The 18661-nt window shown below is 61.2% G+C and carries 22 protein-coding genes; 14 read left to right on the top strand and 8 right to left on the bottom strand.

The genetic code is table 11. The annotated features are described in order from the left end of the window. Window positions 1–49 precede the first annotated feature (49 nt). Together IEX75_RS20765 and IEX75_RS20760 are read right to left on the bottom strand one after the other, a co-directional pair. Window positions 50–955 (bottom strand): DMT family transporter, encoded by a 906-nt coding sequence (locus tag IEX75_RS20765; protein WP_188797349.1) that lies wholly within the window; start codon window positions 953–955, stop codon window positions 50–52. A 101-nt stretch (window positions 956–1056) separates the two neighbouring features. Continuing rightward, window positions 1057–1755, bottom strand: coding sequence for a glutathione S-transferase N-terminal domain-containing protein (locus tag IEX75_RS20760; protein WP_188797348.1), 699 nt, complete (start codon window positions 1753–1755; stop codon window positions 1057–1059). A gap of 116 nt (window positions 1756–1871) precedes the next feature. Between IEX75_RS20760 and pdxR the strand changes: the two genes are divergently transcribed. The 3 genes from pdxR to IEX75_RS20745 all read left to right on the top strand — a co-directional run bounded on the left by pdxR (window position 1872) and on the right by IEX75_RS20745 (window position 5023). Beyond that, window positions 1872–3323 (top strand): MocR-like pyridoxine biosynthesis transcription factor PdxR, encoded by a 1452-nt coding sequence (pdxR, locus tag IEX75_RS20755; protein ID WP_188797347.1) that lies wholly within the window; start codon window positions 1872–1874, stop codon window positions 3321–3323. Between the two features lie 219 nt (window positions 3324–3542). Continuing rightward, a complete protein-coding gene (locus tag IEX75_RS20750; protein WP_229721002.1) occupies window positions 3543–4574 on the top strand; it encodes a TlpA family protein disulfide reductase in 1032 nt (343 codons plus the stop codon). 17 nt (window positions 4575–4591) lie between these two features. Next, window positions 4592–5023, top strand: a complete 432-nt coding sequence (locus IEX75_RS20745) for a cupin domain-containing protein (protein ID WP_188797343.1) — start codon at window positions 4592–4594, stop codon at window positions 5021–5023. On the opposite strand, the gene cutA is transcribed toward IEX75_RS20745, so the two are convergent. Next, window positions 4987–5316, bottom strand: coding sequence for a divalent-cation tolerance protein CutA (gene cutA, locus IEX75_RS20740; RefSeq protein WP_188797341.1), 330 nt, complete (start codon window positions 5314–5316; stop codon window positions 4987–4989). The genes IEX75_RS20745 and cutA overlap by 37 nt on opposite strands. 7 nt (window positions 5317–5323) lie before the next feature. Continuing rightward, the gene (locus tag IEX75_RS20735) at window positions 5324–6064 is read right to left on the bottom strand and encodes a class II aldolase/adducin family protein (protein ID WP_188797339.1); all 741 of its coding nucleotides are present in this window, start codon (window positions 6062–6064) and stop codon (window positions 5324–5326) included. 186 nt (window positions 6065–6250) lie between these two features. On the opposite strand from IEX75_RS20735, the gene groES reads away from it, so the two are divergent. The 10 genes from groES (at window position 6251) to IEX75_RS20690 (ending at window position 12032) form a co-directional block, all read left to right on the top strand. Then, on the top strand, window positions 6251–6544 hold the full coding sequence (gene groES / locus IEX75_RS20730) for a co-chaperone GroES (RefSeq protein WP_188797337.1): 294 nt from the start codon (window positions 6251–6253) through the stop codon (window positions 6542–6544). A gap of 55 nt (window positions 6545–6599) precedes the next feature. Further along, complete coding sequence (groL, locus tag IEX75_RS20725) at window positions 6600–8240, top strand: chaperonin GroEL (protein WP_188797335.1); 1641 nt, start codon at window positions 6600–6602, stop codon at window positions 8238–8240. A 197-nt stretch (window positions 8241–8437) separates the two neighbouring features. Then, entirely contained in the window at window positions 8438–8575 is a 138-nt protein-coding gene (locus IEX75_RS20720; protein WP_229721001.1) for a hypothetical protein, read from the top strand. Window position 8576: 1 nt separating this feature from the next. Then, entirely contained in the window at window positions 8577–8822 is a 246-nt protein-coding gene (locus IEX75_RS20715; protein ID WP_188797333.1) for a hypothetical protein, read from the top strand. Continuing rightward, window positions 8819–9337: an ATPase gene (locus IEX75_RS20710; RefSeq protein WP_229721000.1), complete on the top strand. Its 519-nt coding sequence runs from the start codon at window positions 8819–8821 to the stop codon at window positions 9335–9337. Before IEX75_RS20715 ends, IEX75_RS20710 begins: the two co-directional genes overlap by 4 nt. Continuing rightward, the gene (locus IEX75_RS20705) at window positions 9334–9525 is read left to right on the top strand and encodes a hypothetical protein (protein WP_188797328.1); all 192 of its coding nucleotides are present in this window, start codon (window positions 9334–9336) and stop codon (window positions 9523–9525) included. The genes IEX75_RS20710 and IEX75_RS20705 overlap by 4 nt, the downstream gene beginning before the upstream one ends. Window positions 9526–9660: 135 nt before the next feature. Beyond that, window positions 9661–9780, top strand: a complete 120-nt coding sequence (locus IEX75_RS24360) for an N-6 DNA methylase (protein WP_268236500.1) — start codon at window positions 9661–9663, stop codon at window positions 9778–9780. Then, entirely contained in the window at window positions 9746–10072 is a 327-nt protein-coding gene (locus IEX75_RS20700; protein ID WP_268236499.1) for an N-6 DNA methylase, read from the top strand. The genes IEX75_RS24360 and IEX75_RS20700 overlap by 35 nt, the downstream gene beginning before the upstream one ends. Window positions 10073–10293: 221 nt before the next feature. Beyond that, window positions 10294–11067, top strand: a complete 774-nt coding sequence (locus IEX75_RS20695) for a hypothetical protein (RefSeq protein ID WP_188797326.1) — start codon at window positions 10294–10296, stop codon at window positions 11065–11067. 221 nt (window positions 11068–11288) lie between these two features. Continuing rightward, on the top strand, window positions 11289–12032 hold the full coding sequence (locus tag IEX75_RS20690) for an MHYT domain-containing protein (protein ID WP_188797324.1): 744 nt from the start codon (window positions 11289–11291) through the stop codon (window positions 12030–12032). Between the two features lie 46 nt (window positions 12033–12078). Here IEX75_RS20690 and IEX75_RS20685 read toward each other — a convergent pair whose 3' ends face one another. The 4 genes from IEX75_RS20685 to cysG form a co-directional block, all read right to left on the bottom strand. Then, window positions 12079–12774 (bottom strand): M23 family metallopeptidase, encoded by a 696-nt coding sequence (locus IEX75_RS20685; RefSeq protein ID WP_229720999.1) that lies wholly within the window; start codon window positions 12772–12774, stop codon window positions 12079–12081. Between the two features lie 210 nt (window positions 12775–12984). Then, window positions 12985–14889, bottom strand: coding sequence for an LTA synthase family protein (locus tag IEX75_RS20680; protein WP_188797320.1), 1905 nt, complete (start codon window positions 14887–14889; stop codon window positions 12985–12987). Window positions 14890–15091: 202 nt separating this feature from the next. Beyond that, window positions 15092–15736 (bottom strand): peroxiredoxin, encoded by a 645-nt coding sequence (locus IEX75_RS20675; protein ID WP_188797319.1) that lies wholly within the window; start codon window positions 15734–15736, stop codon window positions 15092–15094. 21 nt (window positions 15737–15757) lie between these two features. Next, on the bottom strand, window positions 15758–17206 hold the full coding sequence (gene cysG, locus IEX75_RS20670) for a siroheme synthase CysG (RefSeq protein WP_229720998.1): 1449 nt from the start codon (window positions 17204–17206) through the stop codon (window positions 15758–15760). A gap of 290 nt (window positions 17207–17496) precedes the next feature. Here cysG and IEX75_RS20665 point away from each other — a divergent pair, with 290 nt between their 5' ends. Next, on the top strand, window positions 17497–18504 hold the full coding sequence (locus IEX75_RS20665; protein ID WP_188797314.1) for a LysR substrate-binding domain-containing protein: 1008 nt from the start codon (window positions 17497–17499) through the stop codon (window positions 18502–18504). The last annotated feature ends 157 nt before the right edge of the window (window positions 18505–18661 follow it).

The following is an 18661-nucleotide window of genomic DNA, read 5'->3' as shown; positions in this document are numbered from 1 at the left end:
GCGGGGCGCGATGAAGGATTATGGACCAGCTCGGGTTGGAGGCTGGAGCCTATTCGACCGCATTCAGCGGCGAGGGTGCCGCAGCACGAATCCGCAACACGCCGGTGGTGAGTGCCACGCCGAGCAGGATAACGATGCATCCGCCGGCCATCGCCATCGTCACCGTTTCGTGCAGGAACACCGCGCCCCACACCACGCCGAATACCGGGATCAGATACAGCACCGCCATCGCTCGCGTCGAACCGATGCGCGCCAGCAGACGGTAGAACAGCACGTAGGCGAACGTTGTGCATCCCGCGGCCAGTCCGAACATCGCCACCCATGCTTGCAGCGAGGGTGATGTGGCGGGCCATAGCCATACCGTGGAAGGGAGCAGCATCACCGCGGCGGCCACCTGGCTGCCGATGGCTACCGTCAGGGGCGAAACGCTCTGCACGCGTCGATGGCTGTAGTGCGCGCCGAAGGTGTAGCAGACGTTCGCACCCACGCACGCCGCCATGGCCCAGCCGATGGATGCGCCACCATGCCCGAAGCCCATGCTGCCGCCGATCAGCCACACCACGCCGCTCATGCCGATCACCAGGCCGCTGGCTTGCATCGCATTCAGCCGCTCGCTCAGCCACAGCCAGCCGGACAAGGCCACCAGCAGCGGGGCTATCGCATCGAAGATCGCCGAAAGGCCGGCGGGCAAGCTCTGCGCTGCGTAGGAAAACAGCACGAACGGCAGCGCCGAATTGGCCAGGCCGATCAGCGCCACCGAACGCCAGTTCGCCCGTAATTCGGCAAGCCGCTCGCGCGACAGCAGCAACGGCAGCGAACATACCGCTGCCCCGATCGCCCGCATGCCTGCCAACGCCATGCTCCCGAATTGCGCTGCACCCATGCGCATGAACAGGAACGACGCCCCCCACAGGGCGCCGAGCAAGATCAGTGCGGTGACGTCGGACTTTTTCATGGCGTAGGCACTCGTAGAGGCGGGCAATCAACCCTAAACCCGGGCGATGACAGGACCTGTCAGTAGCCTTTGGGGCGACGGATGGACGTGATGCGGTGCGCTCAGGCGCGGGCTTTTGCGCCCTGCTTGAACAGCACGTCGCGTTCTTCTTCCGATATTGCCTGCTTGGGTGCATAAACATTCTCGACGCCTTCGTACGTGCGCACGGTGGCCGGCCGCGCCGCCATGCTTTCGAACCAACGCTTCAGGTGGGGAAATTCGGCGAGGTTCTGTCCATGTGCTTCGTACGGAACGATCCATGGGTAACAGGCGATATCGGCGATCGAGAATTCGCCGGCAATGAACGGGCGATCCACCAGCCGCTGATTGAGCACCCCATACAGACGGCTGGTTTCGCGGGTGTAGCGGTCGATGGCGTATGGCACCTTCTCAGGTGCATAGACGTTGAAGTGGCCGATCTGCCCGGCCATGGGCCCCAGGCCGGCCATCTGCCAGAACAGCCATTGCAATACCTCGGCACGGCCGTGGGCGTCACGTGGAATCAGGCGTCCGGTTTTCTCCGCCAGATACAGCATGATCGCGCCCGATTCGAACAGCGTGATCGGTGCGCCGCCGCCGGCCGGTTCGTGATCGACGATGGCGGGGATCTTGTTGTTCGGTGAAATGGCGAGAAATTCCGGCTTGAACTGCTCGCCCTTGCTCAGCGCCACCGGCACAAGGCGGTAAGGCAACCCGGCCTCTTCCATGAACAGCTTGGCCTTCAGGCCGTTTGGTGTCGGGGAGAAATACAGGTCGATCATGGCGTGCGGCCTCGAAAGGGGCGGTTCATTGGGCGAAGAGCTTAGGTTGGCATGTGGACTTGCAAAAGAACCACATTGAAACAAATCTATGGGTCCAGTTCTGGGGCTGGCAACCTATGGATCATCCGTTCGAGTTTCCGCTGGAGCTGCCCGAGCGCGGTTCACGACAGCGCCTGGCGGCGCTGCACGGACAATTGCATGCGGCCATCCTCGATGGGCGCCTGAAAGCCGGTCTGCGGCTGCCGGCGACGCGTGCGCTGGCCGATGCCCTTGGGGTGTCCCGAAACACGGTGGTAGCGGCCTACGATTTGTTGCTCAGCGAGGGCTACATCGTGGCCCGGCGCGGTGCCGGCAACTTCGTGGCCGACGTGGCGGCAAGACGGCCTGCCGTTCCGGCTCACGCCACGCCCGATCGCGACGAGCATCGAATGGCACCGTACTGGCGAAGCGTGAACGCGATGCCGGTACCGATGCAATTGGGTGCGTTCCCTTACGACTTTCGTCTCGGCATTCCTGACGGCCGTCCGTTTCCCTACGACGTATGGCGGCGTCTTTCTGCGCGTGCGTTGCGCCATTTATCCAAAGCTGCGCCGTTGTATGGCCACCCGCAGGGCAGTCCCGCGCTACGCGAAGCCATCGCCAGCCATATCTCGTTTGCACGCGCGGTGGCTTGTGAGCCTGACGACATGGTTGTCACCAACGGTGCGCAACAGGCCTTCGATCTCTTGGCACGTGTACTGGTGACGCCGGGGAGCACTGTGTTGGCGGTGGAAGACCCTGGTTATCCGCCGCTGCAGGAAGTGTTCGCAGCCGCTGGTGCGCGCATCGTGGGCGTGCCCGTGGACGAAGAAGGGCTCACCGTAGAAAAACTGCCGGACGACACGAGCATCATTTATGTCACGCCCTCGCACCAGTTTCCGCTCGGCGTGGTGATGTCGCCGCGCCGCCGCGTAGCATTGCTGGATTTTGCGCGATCGCGCGGCGCGGTGATCATCGAAGACGATTACGACAGCGAATTTCGTTACAGCGGCAGACCGCTTGATGCGCTGCAAACGCTGGATCGCGGTGACACCGTCTGCTACATCGGCACGTTTTCCAAATGCCTGTTTCCGGCCTTGCGCTTAGGTTATGCGGTGGTGCCGCCGTGGTTGCGCGCGGCGCTCGCCAGCGCGAAGTATCAGTCGGATTGGCACGGCAACGTGATGGCGCAGGATGCGCTCGCTGCCTTCATCGCCGAAGGCCATTTGGTGCGTCACGTGCGCCACATGCGCAAGATCTACGCGGAGCGGCGCGATGCCTTGCTCGACGCTATCGAGCGGCATGCTCATGGCAAGCTTCGCATGTGGCCTTCCGATGCTGGCCTGCATGTTGCGGCGAGCCTGCCCGCTGCCATCGATGCGGTTGAGTTGGTGGGGCGCGCGCAGAAAATCGGCATCCGCCTGGATGCGCTCAATCTCTGCGCCTTGGATCCCGGCGTCGTGAACGGCATCGGGCTCGGCTTGGGCATGGCCGATGTGCAACGCATTGACGAAGGGATTCGCCGGCTGGTCGAGCTCACGGATGGCTAAGCGCTTTGCTGCCCGGGATTTGGGAAAACCTCAGACCCGTCGCCCCGGCGAAAGCCTAGGTCCAGCGACTTGTTGGTGGTGAAAGTCACGAGGCCCCGGCTTTCGCCGGGGCGACGAGGGTGAGGCGACGAGGTGGCTCCCTGCATTTACCGCAAAGTGGCCCTTAAGGCGACGCCGCCGGATCGCGAACATGTGCGCATGCCATCCAAGGAGGTTGTCGTGCGTATCGTTGTTTTGTTTTTGTTGATCTTGCTTTGCGGATTCCAGACTTCGTTGTGTGCGGAAACCGGTGATCAGCATGCGCAGGCTGCTGCGCGCGGCCTGGTCGGCACAGCAGCGCCGAAGCTGGTGCTGAAGACCGTCGACGGACAGACCATCGATCTGGCCAGCTACTACGGCAAGAAAGCGGTGTATCTGGAATTCTGGGCGACGTGGTGTGTGCCGTGCCGCGAGCAGATGCCGCATCTGAAAGAGGTCTACCAACATGCCGGGCCGGATCTTGCCGTGATCGCGGTCGATGTCGGCTTCGACGATACCGAGGCCGACGTGCTCAAGTATCGCCAGGCGATGGGTCTGAAGATGCCGATCGTCTTTGACGATGGCTCGATAGGTAAGGCATTTCATTTGCGCGTGACGCCGCAGCACGTAGTGATCGGGCGAGATGGCCGTGTCCTTTTCGTCGGTCACGAAGCCAACGCAAAGCTTGCGGCTGCCCTGCTGGCGGCACGTACTTCTACAGCGTCATCCAGTGCCACCATCGCGGCAAGCGACGTTTCGGATCACGATGATCCCGAACATGTGGCGAATCTCACCGTGCCAACGCTCAGCGGCGAGCCCTTTCATCTCGATGCGCACCATGGCAACGGACATCCCACCGTGTTGGTGTTCCTTTCGCCATGGTGCGAAACCTATTTCGCCGAGAGCCGGCCTGCGCTTGCGGCAAGTTGCAAAGCAGTGCGCGAACAGGTGGCGACGCTATCAAGCGATAGTCAGGTGCGTTGGCTTGGTATCGCATCCGGGCTATGGGCGGGCAAGGATGATCTGCTGGCTTATCAGCGCGAACATCATGTGACGATGCCATTGGCGCTGGATGCCTCAGGCACGCTGTTTCGCCGCTTCTGTGTCATGCATGTACCGACCTTGCTGATCATCGATGCGCAAGGACACGTGGTGCGCCGTATCGAAGGTGTCGATCCGCAGTTGCCGGATGAGTTGAAAGCGCTTGCTGCCAATCAATCCGCGGCCAGGTGAAGTTCCAGGAGAGCACGATGAGAGCGATCCATTGGCTTACCGTAGCAGCGCTTGCGGCGATCTATCCTGTTGCAGGTTCTGCCGCGGAAGAACATGCGCTGCTTTCGGCGCCGCTGACACAAGCGCCAGGGCGCCAACTCAATGCAGTGACGGTGACGTATGCGCCCGGACAATCCACGCTGCCACATCGACACGGCGGCGATATCTTTGCTTATGTGTTATCCGGTCACGTCCGCACTCAGCTCGAAGGCGGCTCGCTCCATGTCTATGGACCGGGAGAGAGTTGGTTCGAGCCGGCAGGTGCGCATCATGTCGTGAGCGGCAATGCCAGCAAGACGGAGCCTGCAACGTTCCTGGTGGTTTTTATCGCAACGCCCAAGGCGGCACTGACGACGCTGGATGCATCAATGTCTCAATCTTCACCGGCTGCGCGTACCCAGTCCAGGTAGGCGGTGTGGCCGCGTTCCACCGGAACGGCGATCAGCTCTGGCAGTTCGTAAGGATGCAAAGCGAGCAGCCGCTGTTTCAGCGCTTCGAAGCGCTCCACGGTGGTCTTGATCAGCAACAATTCTTCGACATCCGTGGTGACTTTACCTTTCCAGCGATAGGTGGAGTGAATGCCGGGGATGCGATTGACGCAGGCCGCCAACGATTCGCCGACCAATGCATCCGCCAGGTGCTGTGCGCTGGCTGCATGGGGGCAGGTGCAATAGCAGAGCAGAACAGTGGTCGGATCGGACATGGCTTGGCTATTTCCGGGACATCAATCCGTAGTTTCCGAATTTCTCGATCACTTGCGTGACTTCGTCGTCACGCAGCATCACGGGTTTACCCACTTGCAAGGCGATCGTGTATTGCCGGGCCAAGGTTTCCACCTCGACGGCGCGCCACATCGCTTGTTCCAAGTTGGCGCCGGTGGCGATCATGCCGTGGTTGGCCAGCAGGCAGGCCAGGCGGCCATCCAACGCTTGCACAACGGCATCGGAGAGTTCCTGCGTGCCATAGGTGTAATAACCGGCGCAGCGGATCGAATCACCGCCGCTCACTGCGATCATGTAGTGCGCCGCCGGGATATCCATGCGGCACATCGCCAGCCCGGTGCTATAGGGCGGATGGGCGTGGACCACGGCATGCACGTCCGGACGAGCGGCATAGATATCGCGGTGGAAGCGCCACTCGCTGGACGGGCGCAGCCCGGGCGCGTGGTTGCCATCCATTGCCACCTGCACGACACCCTCGGGCGTGATCTCCTCGTAGGGGGTGCCGCTGGGGGTGATCAGGAAACCATCGCCATGGCGCACGCTCAGGTTGCCGGAGGTGCCCTGGCTTAGGCCCGATGGCGTCAGCTTCAAGCCGTAGGCGACGATTTGCTCGCGTAATGTCTGGTCCCTGCTCACTGCCTGGGTGCCCGTCTGCTGGTGTGGAAACGGGCCATCGTCGGCATTTTTGCGGCTGGTGTCGATCCCAATTTCCAAACCGCGTCGTTTCATTGACGGGCCTTGAAAGGGCTGCCGCTTCCCCCATTAACCGTTCCACGACCCGTCCGGCCCCTATTGCAGGGGTTTTTTTGGTGACTAGAATTGGCACTCGCTCACCCCGAGTGCTAACAAAGGCACCAAGGCCGGCTCGGGGGTCATCCATTTTTCCATCCCAAGCCAATAGCTGGAGTCCATCTCATGAGCAAACTGCGTCCGCTGCACGATCGCGTCATCGTCAAGCGCCTGGAAGAGGAGCGTGTCTCCGCCGGCGGCATCGTCATCCCCGATAGCGCTACCGAAAAGCAGACCCGCGGCAAGGTCATCGCCGCTGGTGAAGGCCGCATCCTGGAAGACGGCAAGGTTCGCCCGATGTCGGTCAAGGCCGGCGAAACCGTGCTGTTCGGCAAGTATGCCGGCCAGGAAATCAAGATCGACGGCGAAGAGCTGGTCTTCTTGAAGGAAGACGACATCGTCGCGGTGATCGAAGGCTGATCGCCTCTCCCGCCCCTCTTTGCAACCTCATTACTGAATTCGAAGGAATATCATCATGGCAGCTAAAGAAGTCCGCTTCGGCGAAGACGCCCGCTCGCGCATCCTCAAAGGCGTAAACACCCTGGCCAACGCGGTCAAGGTCACCCTGGGCCCGAAGGGCCGCAACGTCGTGCTCCAGAAGAGCTTCGGCGCCCCCACCGTCACCAAGGACGGCGTGTCTGTGGCCAAGGAGATCGAACTGGCCGACGCCTACGAGAACATGGGCGCCCAGATCGTCAAGGAAGCCGCTTCCAAGACCTCCGACAACGCCGGTGACGGCACCACCACCGCCACCGTGCTGGCTCAGGCGTTCATCCGCGAAGGCATGAAGGCCGTGGCCGCCGGCATCAACCCGATGGATCTCAAGCGCGGCATCGACAAGGCCGTGGCTGCCTCGGTGGAAGAACTGAAGAAGCTGTCCAAGCCCACCGCTGACGACAAGGCCATCGCCCAGGTCGGCACCATCTCCGCCAACTCCGACGCCGCCATCGGCGACATCATCGCCACCGCGATGAAGAAGGTCGGCAAGGAAGGCGTGATCACGGTTGAGGAAGGCTCGGGCCTGGAGAACGAGTTGGACGTGGTCGAAGGCATGCAGTTCGACCGCGGCTACCTCTCGCCGTACTTCATCAACAACCAGCAGAGCCAGCAGGTCGAGCTGGAAGACCCGTTCATCCTGTTGCACGACAAGAAGATCTCCAACGTGCGCGAGCTGCTGCCGGTGCTGGAAGGCGTCGCCAAGGCCGGTAAGCCGCTGCTGATCGTGGCCGAGGAAGTGGAAGGCGAAGCGCTGGCCACCCTGGTGGTCAACACCATCCGCGGCATCGTCAAGGTTGCTGCTGTGAAGGCGCCGGGCTTCGGTGATCGCCGCAAGGCGATGCTGGAAGACATGGCCATCCTCACCAACGGCCAGGTCATCTCCGAAGAAGTCGGCCTGCAGCTCGAAAAGGCCACCGTGCATGACCTGGGCCGCGCCAAGAAGATCGTGGTGACCAAGGAAAACAGCACCATCATCGATGGCGCCGGCGAAGCCGAGAAGATCCAGGCTCGCATCAAGCAGATCAAGGCGCAGATCGAGGAGACCACCTCCGACTACGACCGCGAGAAGCTGCAGGAACGCGTGGCCAAGCTGGCCGGCGGTGTTGCGGTGATCAAGGTCGGCGCTGCGACCGAAGTCGAAATGAAGGAAAAGAAGGCCCGCGTCGAAGACGCCCTGCACGCGACGCGCGCTGCGGTGGAAGAAGGCGTGGTCCCCGGCGGTGGCGTGGCGCTGATCCGTGCGCTGGCGGCCACCGACAACCTGAAGGGCGACAACGAAGACCAGAACCTCGGCATCGCCATCACCCGCCGTGCGCTGGAAGCTCCGCTGCGCGAGATCGTGGCCAACGCTGGCGCCGAGCCGTCCGTGATCGTCAACCAGGTCAAGGAAGGCAAGGGCAACTACGGCTACAACGCCGCCACCGGTGAGTTCGGCGACATGGTCGAGTTCGGCATCCTGGATCCGACCAAGGTCACCCGTTCGGCCCTGCAGTACGCGTCGTCGGTGGCTGGCCTGGCCATCACCACCGAAGCGATGGTGGCTGAGCTGCCGAAGAAGGAAGAGCACAACCATGCGCCGGCTGGTGGCATGGGCGGCATGGGTGGTATGGACTTCTAATGCCGCAGAGTTTATCCCGAACGTAGCCGCGCAACGGCAAAAACGAGGGATAGGTAAGACGAAAAACCCCGCCTGGCGGGGTTTTTCTTTGGTTGGCTGTATGGAAAACCGGGACACGAGTCTGGCGACAATCGGTAGACTGAGGCCCGATCAATTGTCGCCGACATGCCCCCTTGTACGGACGCGTGGTGAACATCATGAGCCACGGTAATTACTCCTTCTACGATCCCGTGGAAATGCTGAAGGAAAACCGCGAGCACTTTGAGAAAGCACTTGATGATTTCCTCGCCTTCTACCCCCTCAACAGGGTGGAGCTTCCCGGTGCGGATGCTTGACATGCTGATTCCCTGCATTGCCGAAGATAACCAGAGCCGGATTCGCCCGTGTGCTGAACATCAAACGGGCTGGCCCAATCAGCCTGAAATAGCCCTGTTGCTCGATAGTGGCCAGGACAGCATCGGGCTTCGCCTGAAGAACTTCTACGAGGACGACGAGCTGAGTCTGGAGGCAACTACCGAGAAATCGTCGGTAGTTCAATCCGAAGGAACGAAGCGCGTCTTGTGTTGGGGTGCATGCCGTTGAACAGGCGCATCATCATCATTGCTGGCCCCAATGGCGCGGGAAAAACCACGTTTGCTCGCTCGTTTCTGCCAGAGGAGGCCCATTGCCCGCGATTCATTAACGCGGACCTGATTGCGGCGGGGCTATCGCCCTTCGAGCCTGAGGCCGCAGCAGTCAAAGCGGGCCGCCTGATGCTGGAGGAAATCGCTGAATGTGTGCGACGAGGCGAGAGCTTTGCGTTCGAGACGACGCTGTCCGGATTCGGCTACCGGCGGCATATCGACCAGTGGCGATCCCTGGGTTACCACGTTAGCCTGTACTTTTTGGCGCTACCGGATGCGCAAATTGCGCTGAGCCGTGTGGCTGAGCGCGTGAAGCAAGGTGGCCACGACATTCCTGAACCCGTGATCAGGCGCCGCTTCGCCGCCGGGCGGCGCAATTTCGATGAGCACTACAAGGACCGTGTAGATGCTTGGGCGTTGTATGACAATGCAGGCCCGGAACCGGTATTGCTAGATTGGGGAGAAAACACATGAAAGCTCAAGACCTGTCCAAGGCAAAAAGTCCCGAGCTGCGTGCATCCATGGCCGCGCTGCAGCGTGCGGCCGCGCTAGCGCGTAAAACTGCCATCCAGACCGATACCGATCTGGTGATCGTCAAGGATGGAGAATTGCACCGGCTTTCGGCAGGCCAACTTCGTGCACGGAAAGATAAAAAGGCATGACCCAAGACGAAAAGAACAAGCTCGGCAAACTCCTCTGGGCCATCGCCGACGCCTGCGCGGCAGCATGAGTGCGGACGACTTTCGCGACTACATGTTGGCCTTCCTGTTTCTGCGATACCTGGTCACATCGACACCGTGATCGGCCTGCCGGCCAATCTGTTCTACTCAACCGGCATTCCCGTCTGCATTCTGGTGCTGAAGAAGTGCAAACAGCCTGACGATGATGCTTTTCATCAACGCGGCGGAGCACTTTGAGAAAGGCAAGCGGCAGAACCGTCTTTTGCCCGAGCATATCGACAAGATCATCGACACTTATCGTGAGCGCTTGCCGCAGTCGCGTTATTCCCGTCGTGTTGACATGGCGGAAATCGAACAGAACGACTTCAATCTCAATATTTCCCGCTATGTCAGTACGGTGCAGGTGGAGGAAGAGATCGACCTTCAGGCTGTGCACGGCGATTTGGAGAAGATCGAGCAGGCAGTCGTTAAGGCGAAGCAGCGCCACAACGCTTTCCTTGCGGAACTGGGGCTTCCACTCTTGCCCTGAGCTGAATTTCCACGGCTGTCCGATTGCTGTGCTTGCTGGCCCGTAGATTGATCAAACCGCCACCACTGATGATTTACAGCATGTCGCCATGCCAAAAACGGGTAGCGACTGCATCGTACCTATTAGGTTTTGGGAGTTTGATCACACTTGGTGCCGTAGGGGCTCGTCGTACATTCCACTTTTCGTTTGCCAGCATCGATGGAACAGGGGAGCTGCATTCGATGATCGAGCTGGAAATCCACATTCTGTCGGATCGCCGGGAAGGATTGCTGGTTGGATTGGGCCGCGTGGTGATCGCCAGCGGGTTCACGTTGTTGCGCCAAAGGGTCTATCAGGACAACCAGGGTGCGTGGTTGGTCATGATCGTGCGCGGCGAGCCGGAGCAGCAGCTCGGCTTGGAAGAAATGCTGGCAACGCATGCTCGTGTGCAGAGTTTCGAAGCCACGCTGCTGGCTCCAGGTGCCGCCGCGCAAGCGGCGGCAACGCCAGCACCACGTGCAAGCGACGGCGCAACCCATGGTTCGGCGTCATCGTCGATTACGCACATCGGGCCGGATGTGGGCAAGGTCGAAAGCATGTTGCCGCAGCTGGCGCGCGATTACCCAAAGATTTTTCCGTGGCTGCTTGCGCTGGAACATGACGTGGCCGCCGAAGCCCGCGAGGCATCGTTGCTGCTGGCTGGCCGCCGCACGGGCACCTGGGTGTACAAGCGCGATTATGAAATGGGCGGCAAGCTGGGTTTGGCCGATGCGATCAAGCGCATCGCGACACCGGCCATGCGCTCGTTGATATCCGTCGACGTGCATGATCGCCACTTCCATATCCAGAACTGCCCGCTCTGTCCGCCCGGCGGTCATTCCGGCTGCAGGTTCTTCAGTGGTTATCTCGAAGGCATGCTGAGTGCATCATCGGCGCCGCAGAGTGTCTTGGTGCGTCATTTGCATTGCCGCGGCCAGCATGGCGCAGGCGATTGCGTGTTGGAGGTTTCGCATTGAGGCGAGCGCGGAGGGCGAGCGCATCGATGTGGGCCATGGAAGGTTTTGAACAGTGGAATGCCGTGTGCGCCGATTTCTGATCAAGTAGTCGGGCAAGACAGCAAGCAAAACGCAGCAAGTTCGGCGTGATGAGGGTCGTGGCGACGTGCTGCATGACAGTGATGCGCAAGGCCGGATTGCGTGCGCATCACATTGACGCCCTGTCATCGGAGGTGGGGGACATGCCTGCGCATCAGCATTACAACCTTTGGCTGGTTCTGCTCTCGTACGTGATATCCGTGCTCGGGTCGTTCACTGCCCTGCAGTTGGCCGTTGCCATTCCGCTGGCGCAAACTGCGCGCCAGCGCATGATGGCGGTGCTTGCAGCAGGGGCGGCGATGGGTGTGGGTGCGATCTGGGCCATGCACTTCATCGCCATGCTCGCTTGCAATATGGGCCTGCCGGTGAGTTATGACCCGGTATTGACCGCGCTGTCCGCGATCATCGCTTTTGGCGCCTGTTCGCTGGGTCTGTTCATCGCCAGCAGCGGCGCTTTCAGTTGGGCGAAACTCGCCGCGGCGGGTGTTTGCATGGGCCTGGGCGTCACCGGCATGCATTATCTCGGCATGGCGGCGGTGATGATGGCGGCGTACACCACCTACGACATGAGCCTGGTGGCGGCATCGCTGTTGATTGCCATCGTCGCCTCAATCGTTGCACTGTGGTTGGCCTTCAATCTGCGCGGCCGCGTGCAGATGGTCGGCAGCGCACTGGTGATGGGACTGGCCGTGTGCGGCATGCACTACACCGGCATGGCTGCGTTCAATATCGACGAAGAAGGCGGGCAAGTACCCGCTGGTTTTGCCAATGGCATGCGCGGCGGCAATCTTGGCACGAGCATTTTCATTGTCACTGTCATGCTGCTGGTGGCTGCACTGGTGATCCATTACAAGCGGCAGCAGCGACGGGCGGCGATCAGTATTTGATGGCGGCGAGGCGTGGAAACGGGAACGTCATTTTCCGTTTCCATCGCTACAGCACGGCGAGATAGGGAGAAGGATCCACCCGTTTGCCATCGCGGTGAATTTCGAAATGCAGATGAGGGCCGGTGGATTGACCGGTGGATCCCACCTTGGCGATTTGCTGTCCCACGGTGACGCGATCGCCGGCTTTCACCAGCAGTTTCGAGTTGTGTGCGTACAAGGTGCGATAGCCGTTGTGGTGATCGATCACGACGAATTCGCCATAGCTGCGATCGCGCCTCGCGGTGATAACCGTGCCTGCAGCGACGGCTTGCACCGGTGTGCCTACGGGTGCCGCCATGTCGATGCCGCGATGGAAGACGTGCCCTTTGCCGAGAGGATTTGGCCGATGACCAAAATCCGAGGTGATTCGCGCCAGTGCGAGCGGCATGCCCACCTCCAGCTCATGAAATTTCGCTACCTCATCAGACAGCATGGGATTGGACGGTGTCGAAACAGACGTGTCGTCGTAAAGCTGTGTCAGCGTATGCAGATAAGAGGAAGTGCTGATTGCAGTGGTGTCGAGCTTATCGGGCAGCGCCATGTGCGCGGGTGTTGCGACAACGGGTCTACTTTGCTGCAAGCGCCCCTGCCATGTGTGCAGGGCGTGCAATGCTAGCCACGTGCCGAGTATGCCGGCCAGTACCGCATCCCAGCGAAGCTGGATGACATCGAGGGCGGCGTGGTAGCGAGCAACAGCGAACATGAGGTTTCCGGCGTGCAAGGGATAAGCGGTGCTTTCCCTCGGGGCCGCACAGATAGAGAGTGGAAAAATGGCGGGGCGTGCTGCGTCCCGCATGGCACGCTGCTTATTGGACCAAGGGCGTGCACGGGCAGATATAGGATTAAAACGAAAGCGCCCGGACGGACCTGATAGGTGCTTTGAAGCGCCTTAAAGGCGCGTTTCGAAGACTTCTCAGTGATGGATGCCCATCGCGCCAGTGGCCGGCATGTTTTGTTGTTCGTTGTCCTGTTTTGCCACGGAAGTGTTGGCCGGTAGCAGGCTGGCCGGCAACATTTTGTCCAGTTTGCCCTTCATGCGCAGCACGGCGACGCTGGCCATGTCCTTGTCGAAGAGCTGCTGTTGCGCATCGATGGATGGCGGCGTGGCGCCCGGTGCGCGAGTGAGCTTGGCAAGCGATGGTGCGAGCACTTGCGTCAAGGCGAAATAAGCATCGTCATGAATACCGGCACGCTCCAGCAACAAGCCGGGCAGCATCCACGATGCCATGTCGAGGTGTTGCGGTTGCTCTGGATTGCGCGGATCGACCAGCAGCCAGGTGCCGGCCTGCGAAAGCATGTCCTGGCCGTCGACGAAACCGGTTGAGCGATATGCCTCAGTGAGGCCAGGCAAATGGTCACCGTAAAACAGCAGCAAAGTGGGGCGGCTGCGCTTGGCGAGCAGTTCGGCCAGGCGGCCCAGCTCGGCGTCGGCATGTTCCATGTGATACAGGTAGGTTTGCACTTCTACCTTGTCCTTCGCGCTAACCGCAGCGGGCACGGGAATCGCATCGCGTGCAGCGGGATTCTTCGGTGGCACGTCATACGGTCCATGCGCTTCCAAACTGATTGCGAACAGGAATTGCGGCGGGCCATCGTCTTTCAATTGCGCCATGATCTCGTCGGTCATCGCGCTATCGGCCATGTACTTGCCATCCATCGCCGCGTTGGCGGGGAAGCTCGACTGCGAGACGAAGCGATCGAAACCCAATGCCTTGAATGCGGTATTGCGGTTCCAGAACGTGGGATCGTTGCCGTGGATGGCTACGGTTTCATAGCCATGCGCGCGCAAGGTGCGCACCATGCTCGGCACCACTTTGTCGTGCAATTGCAAGTACGGGAACTGCATGTTGCTGAAGTAGCGCAGCGATAGTCCGGTGAGCACTTCGAATTCAGTGCGGATGGTGCCGCCGCCGTAAGTGGGGACGTGCAGCGGCCCGCTCATGCCTGCCGCGGCAAGACGATCGAGATGGGGCGTGAGCCCGGCGTTTTCGTAACCGCGCACGATGCGCGGATCGAAGAACGATTCACTCTGGATGACCACGATATCGGGCAGGGCCGTGTTCTGACCCACCGGTGCATGCATGCGGGCGCGCACCGCATCGCCCGTGGTCTGCAACAAGTTGCTCACTGCGTTGGGATCGGCTTTTTGCTTCGTGTGCCGATCCTGCAGATGAAACATCACCAGCGAACTGACCAGGCCGGAATGGCTGGTGGTGGCTGCCGCAGACCAGGGCTCCATCCACAGCTTGTGACCGTTGTAGAGATTGCGCCAGCCCGGCATGCCAAGCACCAAGGTCGCGAGGGTTGCGCCAAGCACGGTGCCAATCACGGCACGTCGGCCGCCCGTTCGGGATGCGAACAACGGCGGTTCGTAGCGCCACATCGCTACGACCACCGCTACACCGCCGAGCAGGGCCAGATACGGCCAAGGGCTGTGCGGCAGATAACTGCCCAGGACGTGCAGGCCGCCCTTGTGCAGCTGATCCACCATGCGGAAATCAGCCGGCAACAGTGGCGTACCGAGATTGGCCACTTTCAAGGCGTTCACCCCGTACATCACGCCCAGCGCCAGGTAGGCGAGGCCGAACGAGAGCACCGTGCGCCGGGTCATCACCAGCAATAGCAGTGCCAGCAGCAGCCCGGGCATGGCATTGGCGAGCGGGAAGGTGGGCTGTGCGACCAACTGCGACACCGCTACGCCGTCGTTGCCATCCAGCAGGCCGGTCAGCAGGACGAACCCGGCCATCATCGCCAGCACCACAAGAGCGCGCACGGCAACGGATCGACTTGACAGCAGCGTGGGGGAAACGAGGGTCATGCAGTCCGCGACCAGTCATCTCGGGGGATGTGGACTGTAACGTGACTGACATGAATCGGTTGTCACCCGCCCGGCCGACGTCACTAGGGGTTCATACCGCCCGCGGGTTGACCTTCAGCAACGCGAAAGAAAAAAAGTGGTCCGCCATCGTGCCATGGCGGACCGCTTTGTGTGCGTCAACAAGGGCTTACACGAATCGGGCTCAATGTTGAGCCGTGCTGCTATAGCGCAGCAGGCGCAGATACGGCTTGACGGTCCGCCACCCCTCCGGAAACAGCTGCTTGGCATCCGCGTCGGAGACGGAAGGCGCGATGATCACCTCGTCCCCCGGGCGCCAGTCCACCGGTGTGGTCAGCTTGCGGCCGTCCGTCAGCTGCAGGGAGTCGAGCACGCGCAGCACTTCGTCGATGTTGCGGCCGGCACTGGGCGGATAAGTCAGCGTAAGGCGCACTTTTTTCTGCGGATCGATGATGAATACCGAGCGTACCGTCAGCTTGGGATCGGCTTTGGGATGAAACATGCCGTACAGCTTGGCGACCTCGAGATCCGGGTCGGCCAGGATCGGGTAGTTCACCGCCGCGCCGCTGACGTCTTCCACGTCCTTGATCCAGGCTTTGTGGTCGTTCACCGGATCCACCGACAGGCCAAGCAGTTTGGTGTTGCGTTTGTCGAACTCCGCCTTTCGACGTGCAAAAGCGCCGAGTTCGGTGGTGCATACCAGCGTGAAATCTTTCGGATGAGAGAAAAACACCAGCCAATGGTTTCCGATGTATTCGTGTAGCTGGATCGGACCTTCGGTGGAATCGAGAGTGAAATCAGGGGCAGTTTCGCCCAGTTGCAAGCTCATGGTGATCTCTCCGTTAACAGGTCATGCGGCATCGGCCAACGTGCGAGGAACGGCAAAACGGCGCGGCGGCTCGCCGAGCAGTTCGCCATACCAGTGCGAGGCATCGGCTTGCTCTGCCACCTCGCCAAGAATGAGCAAAGCGGGTGCGCTGATCGCATGACGTGCAGCGAGCGTCGGCAGTGCGCGCAAAGTACCGGTCAAGGTGCGCTGTTGAGGTAGCGAACCGTTTTCGATCAGTGCGAACTGTGTGTCGGCTGCGCGTCCATGGGCGATCAACTGCAGCGTGAGTTCATCGAGCTGGCTCACGCCCATGTAGATCGCCAGCGTTTGACGCTCGCGTGCAAGATCCGACCAATCCAGTGTGTTGAAGGACTGCTGGCAGTGCGCAGTTACCAACCGCACCGATTGCGCATGATCGCGATGCGTCAGCGGCACGCCGCTGTAAGCAGCGCAAGCAAGTGCAGCGGTGATGCCCGGCACGACTTCATAAGCAACGCCATGCTCGCGCAGGAACTCCAACTCCTCGCCGCCGCGGCCGAATACGAAGGGATCCCCGCCTTTCAAGCGCACTACACGCTTTCCTGCGCGTGCATGTTCGAGCAGCAGCGCATGAATCGTTGCTTGCGGCGTGTGCATCGCGCCGCCGCGTTTTCCCACGGCAATGCGTTTGGCGTCGCGGCGTGCGAGATCAAGAATCGGTTCGCTGATCAGCGCGTCGTGCAGAATCACGTCCGCTTCGTTCAGTGCACGCAAAGCACGCAGGGTTAGCAAGCCAGGATCACCTGGTCCTGCACCGACGAGTGCGACGGAGCCGGGTATCTGCGCTTCTTTTCGATTGGCCAGTGCATTAACAAGCTGCTGCTCCGCTTGCACGGGTTGCGCGGCACGCAACGATGCGTGCACGGGTCCGTCGTGCAGCCAATCATAGAAACGACGGCGCGCTGCAAGATCGTCATAACGCGCACGAATCCGCGCGCGATAACGTTGCGCGATCTGCAGCAACGATCCCAGTGCGGGATCGAGCAAGCTTTCGATCCGCTCGCGCAGACGGCGTGCCAGCATCGGTGCCGCACCGCCGCTGGAAATCGCCACCAGCAGCGGAGAACGGTCGATCACCGCCGGGATCTGGAAACTGGAAAGCGCCGGATCGTCCACTACGTTCACCAGCCGCTGCCTGGCCTGGCCGTCGGCGGCGATGCGCGCGTTGAGGGGGCGTGAACGCGTGGCAGCAATCACTAGCCATGCTCCGTCCAGCCACTCGGATTGATAAGTCCCTGCTCGCCAGGCAATCCGTTCCAACTGCAACCATTCACGCAATTCCGGCGCAAGCACTTGGGCGCCCACGGTGACACGAGCGCCCGCTTTCAACAGCATGGCCGTTTTCCGAACCGCGACATCGCCACCGCCCACCACCAGCACATGGCGGTCTCGAAGATCGGCGAATAGAGGATAAAGCGGCATGGAGAGCATCCGGCGTGCATGATCGAACTGCCACGCTAGCGCCGCTATTAAGTCATTGGGAAATGGCCGCTGGGACGGAAGATATAGCTGTATGGCATAGGCGCCGCCATCACGCGGAAGGACTTATAGATGTATAGACGTCCAAATAACGCTGTGTTAAGGTCCGATGACGACCGGTAAAGAGACCGGTAGCGTGTGGAGATCGTGATGAAACGCCGTTCAGGGTGGTTCGTGAGCTGTATGTGCTTCGGCATGCGTCGAGCATTCCCCTGCACGCGATTCCCCCTGGAGCCGATCTCATGACACTTACGCAACTTCGCTACATCGTCGCCATCGCCGACGCCGGTCTCAACATCACCCTCGCTGCCGACAACGTGCACGCCACCCAGTCCGGCATCAGCAAGCAACTCAAGCAGTTGGAGGGCGAGCTGGGCTTCCAGGTGTTCACCCGCCGCGGCAAGAGCCTGGATGCGGTGACTCCCGCCGGCGCACAGGTGCTGGAGCGGGCCCGCACCATCCTGCACGAGGCGCGCAACATCCGCGCATTGGCCGCCAACCTGCGTGAAGAAGCACAGGGCGAGCTGTCGGTGGCCACCACCCATACCCAGGCGCGCTTCGTGCTGCCGGAAGCGATTGCCCGCCTGAAGCAGCATTACCCCGAGCTCAGCGTGCACATTCGCCCGCAGGGCGAGGGCCGCATCATCGGCCTGTTTGAGAGCGGGGAAGTGGACCTGGCCATCGTCAGCACCAGCGGCCAGGCGCCGGAGGGTGGCATCGCCGTGCCGCTGTTCCGCTGGTATCGCCGGGCGGTGGTGCCACACGGCCATCCGCTGGCGAAGCTGGGCCGTCCCCTGCGGATCGAGGACCTGGCCGAGTACCCGCTGGTCAGCTACGAGTCTTCCCTGCAGCCCGAATCCTCGCTGCGGCGCATCTTCACCGCAGCGGGCCTGACTCCGCGCATCGCCTGCACCTCGGTCGACGCGGATCTCATCAAGACCTACGTGCTCGCCGGCCTGGGCGTGGGCATCCTCGCCGAAATGGCGATCACCCCCGCCGATGCGCGCGAGTTGGTCACGCTCGACATCGACAAGCTGCTGCCCATCTGCACCAGCTGGATGGTGCTTCGTCGAGACCATGTGTTGCGCAGCTACGTGGCGCAATTCGCGCGGCTGGTGGCGCCCCAGATCGACGAGGCGGAACTGCGCCGCGTCGTGGCCGGGCACGCAGAGCCGAACTGGCCTGCGCCGCCGCTGTGGAACGAATCGCAGCAGCGAACGGTCCGGCGTCCGGTGAACCGCGCTGCCTGAGAGCAGATCGTAAACGGGCTCTAAGCGCGGATAAGTCCTTTTGCCAATCACTGCTGACTGCTGTCTTCCGCGCTTGCCGGAAAGGCAGCGTCGTCGTTGTCTGCAAGCAGAGACGGACAGGTTTTTAATTCCAGGCCGATGGCGCTGGTTTTCATCA

The sequence above is a fragment of the Dyella nitratireducens genome, assembly GCF_014642835.1.
In the GTDB taxonomy this organism is placed as follows: domain Bacteria; phylum Pseudomonadota; class Gammaproteobacteria; order Xanthomonadales; family Rhodanobacteraceae; genus Dyella_B; species Dyella_B nitratireducens.
This window is presented reverse-complemented; position numbering and strand designations above follow the sequence as displayed.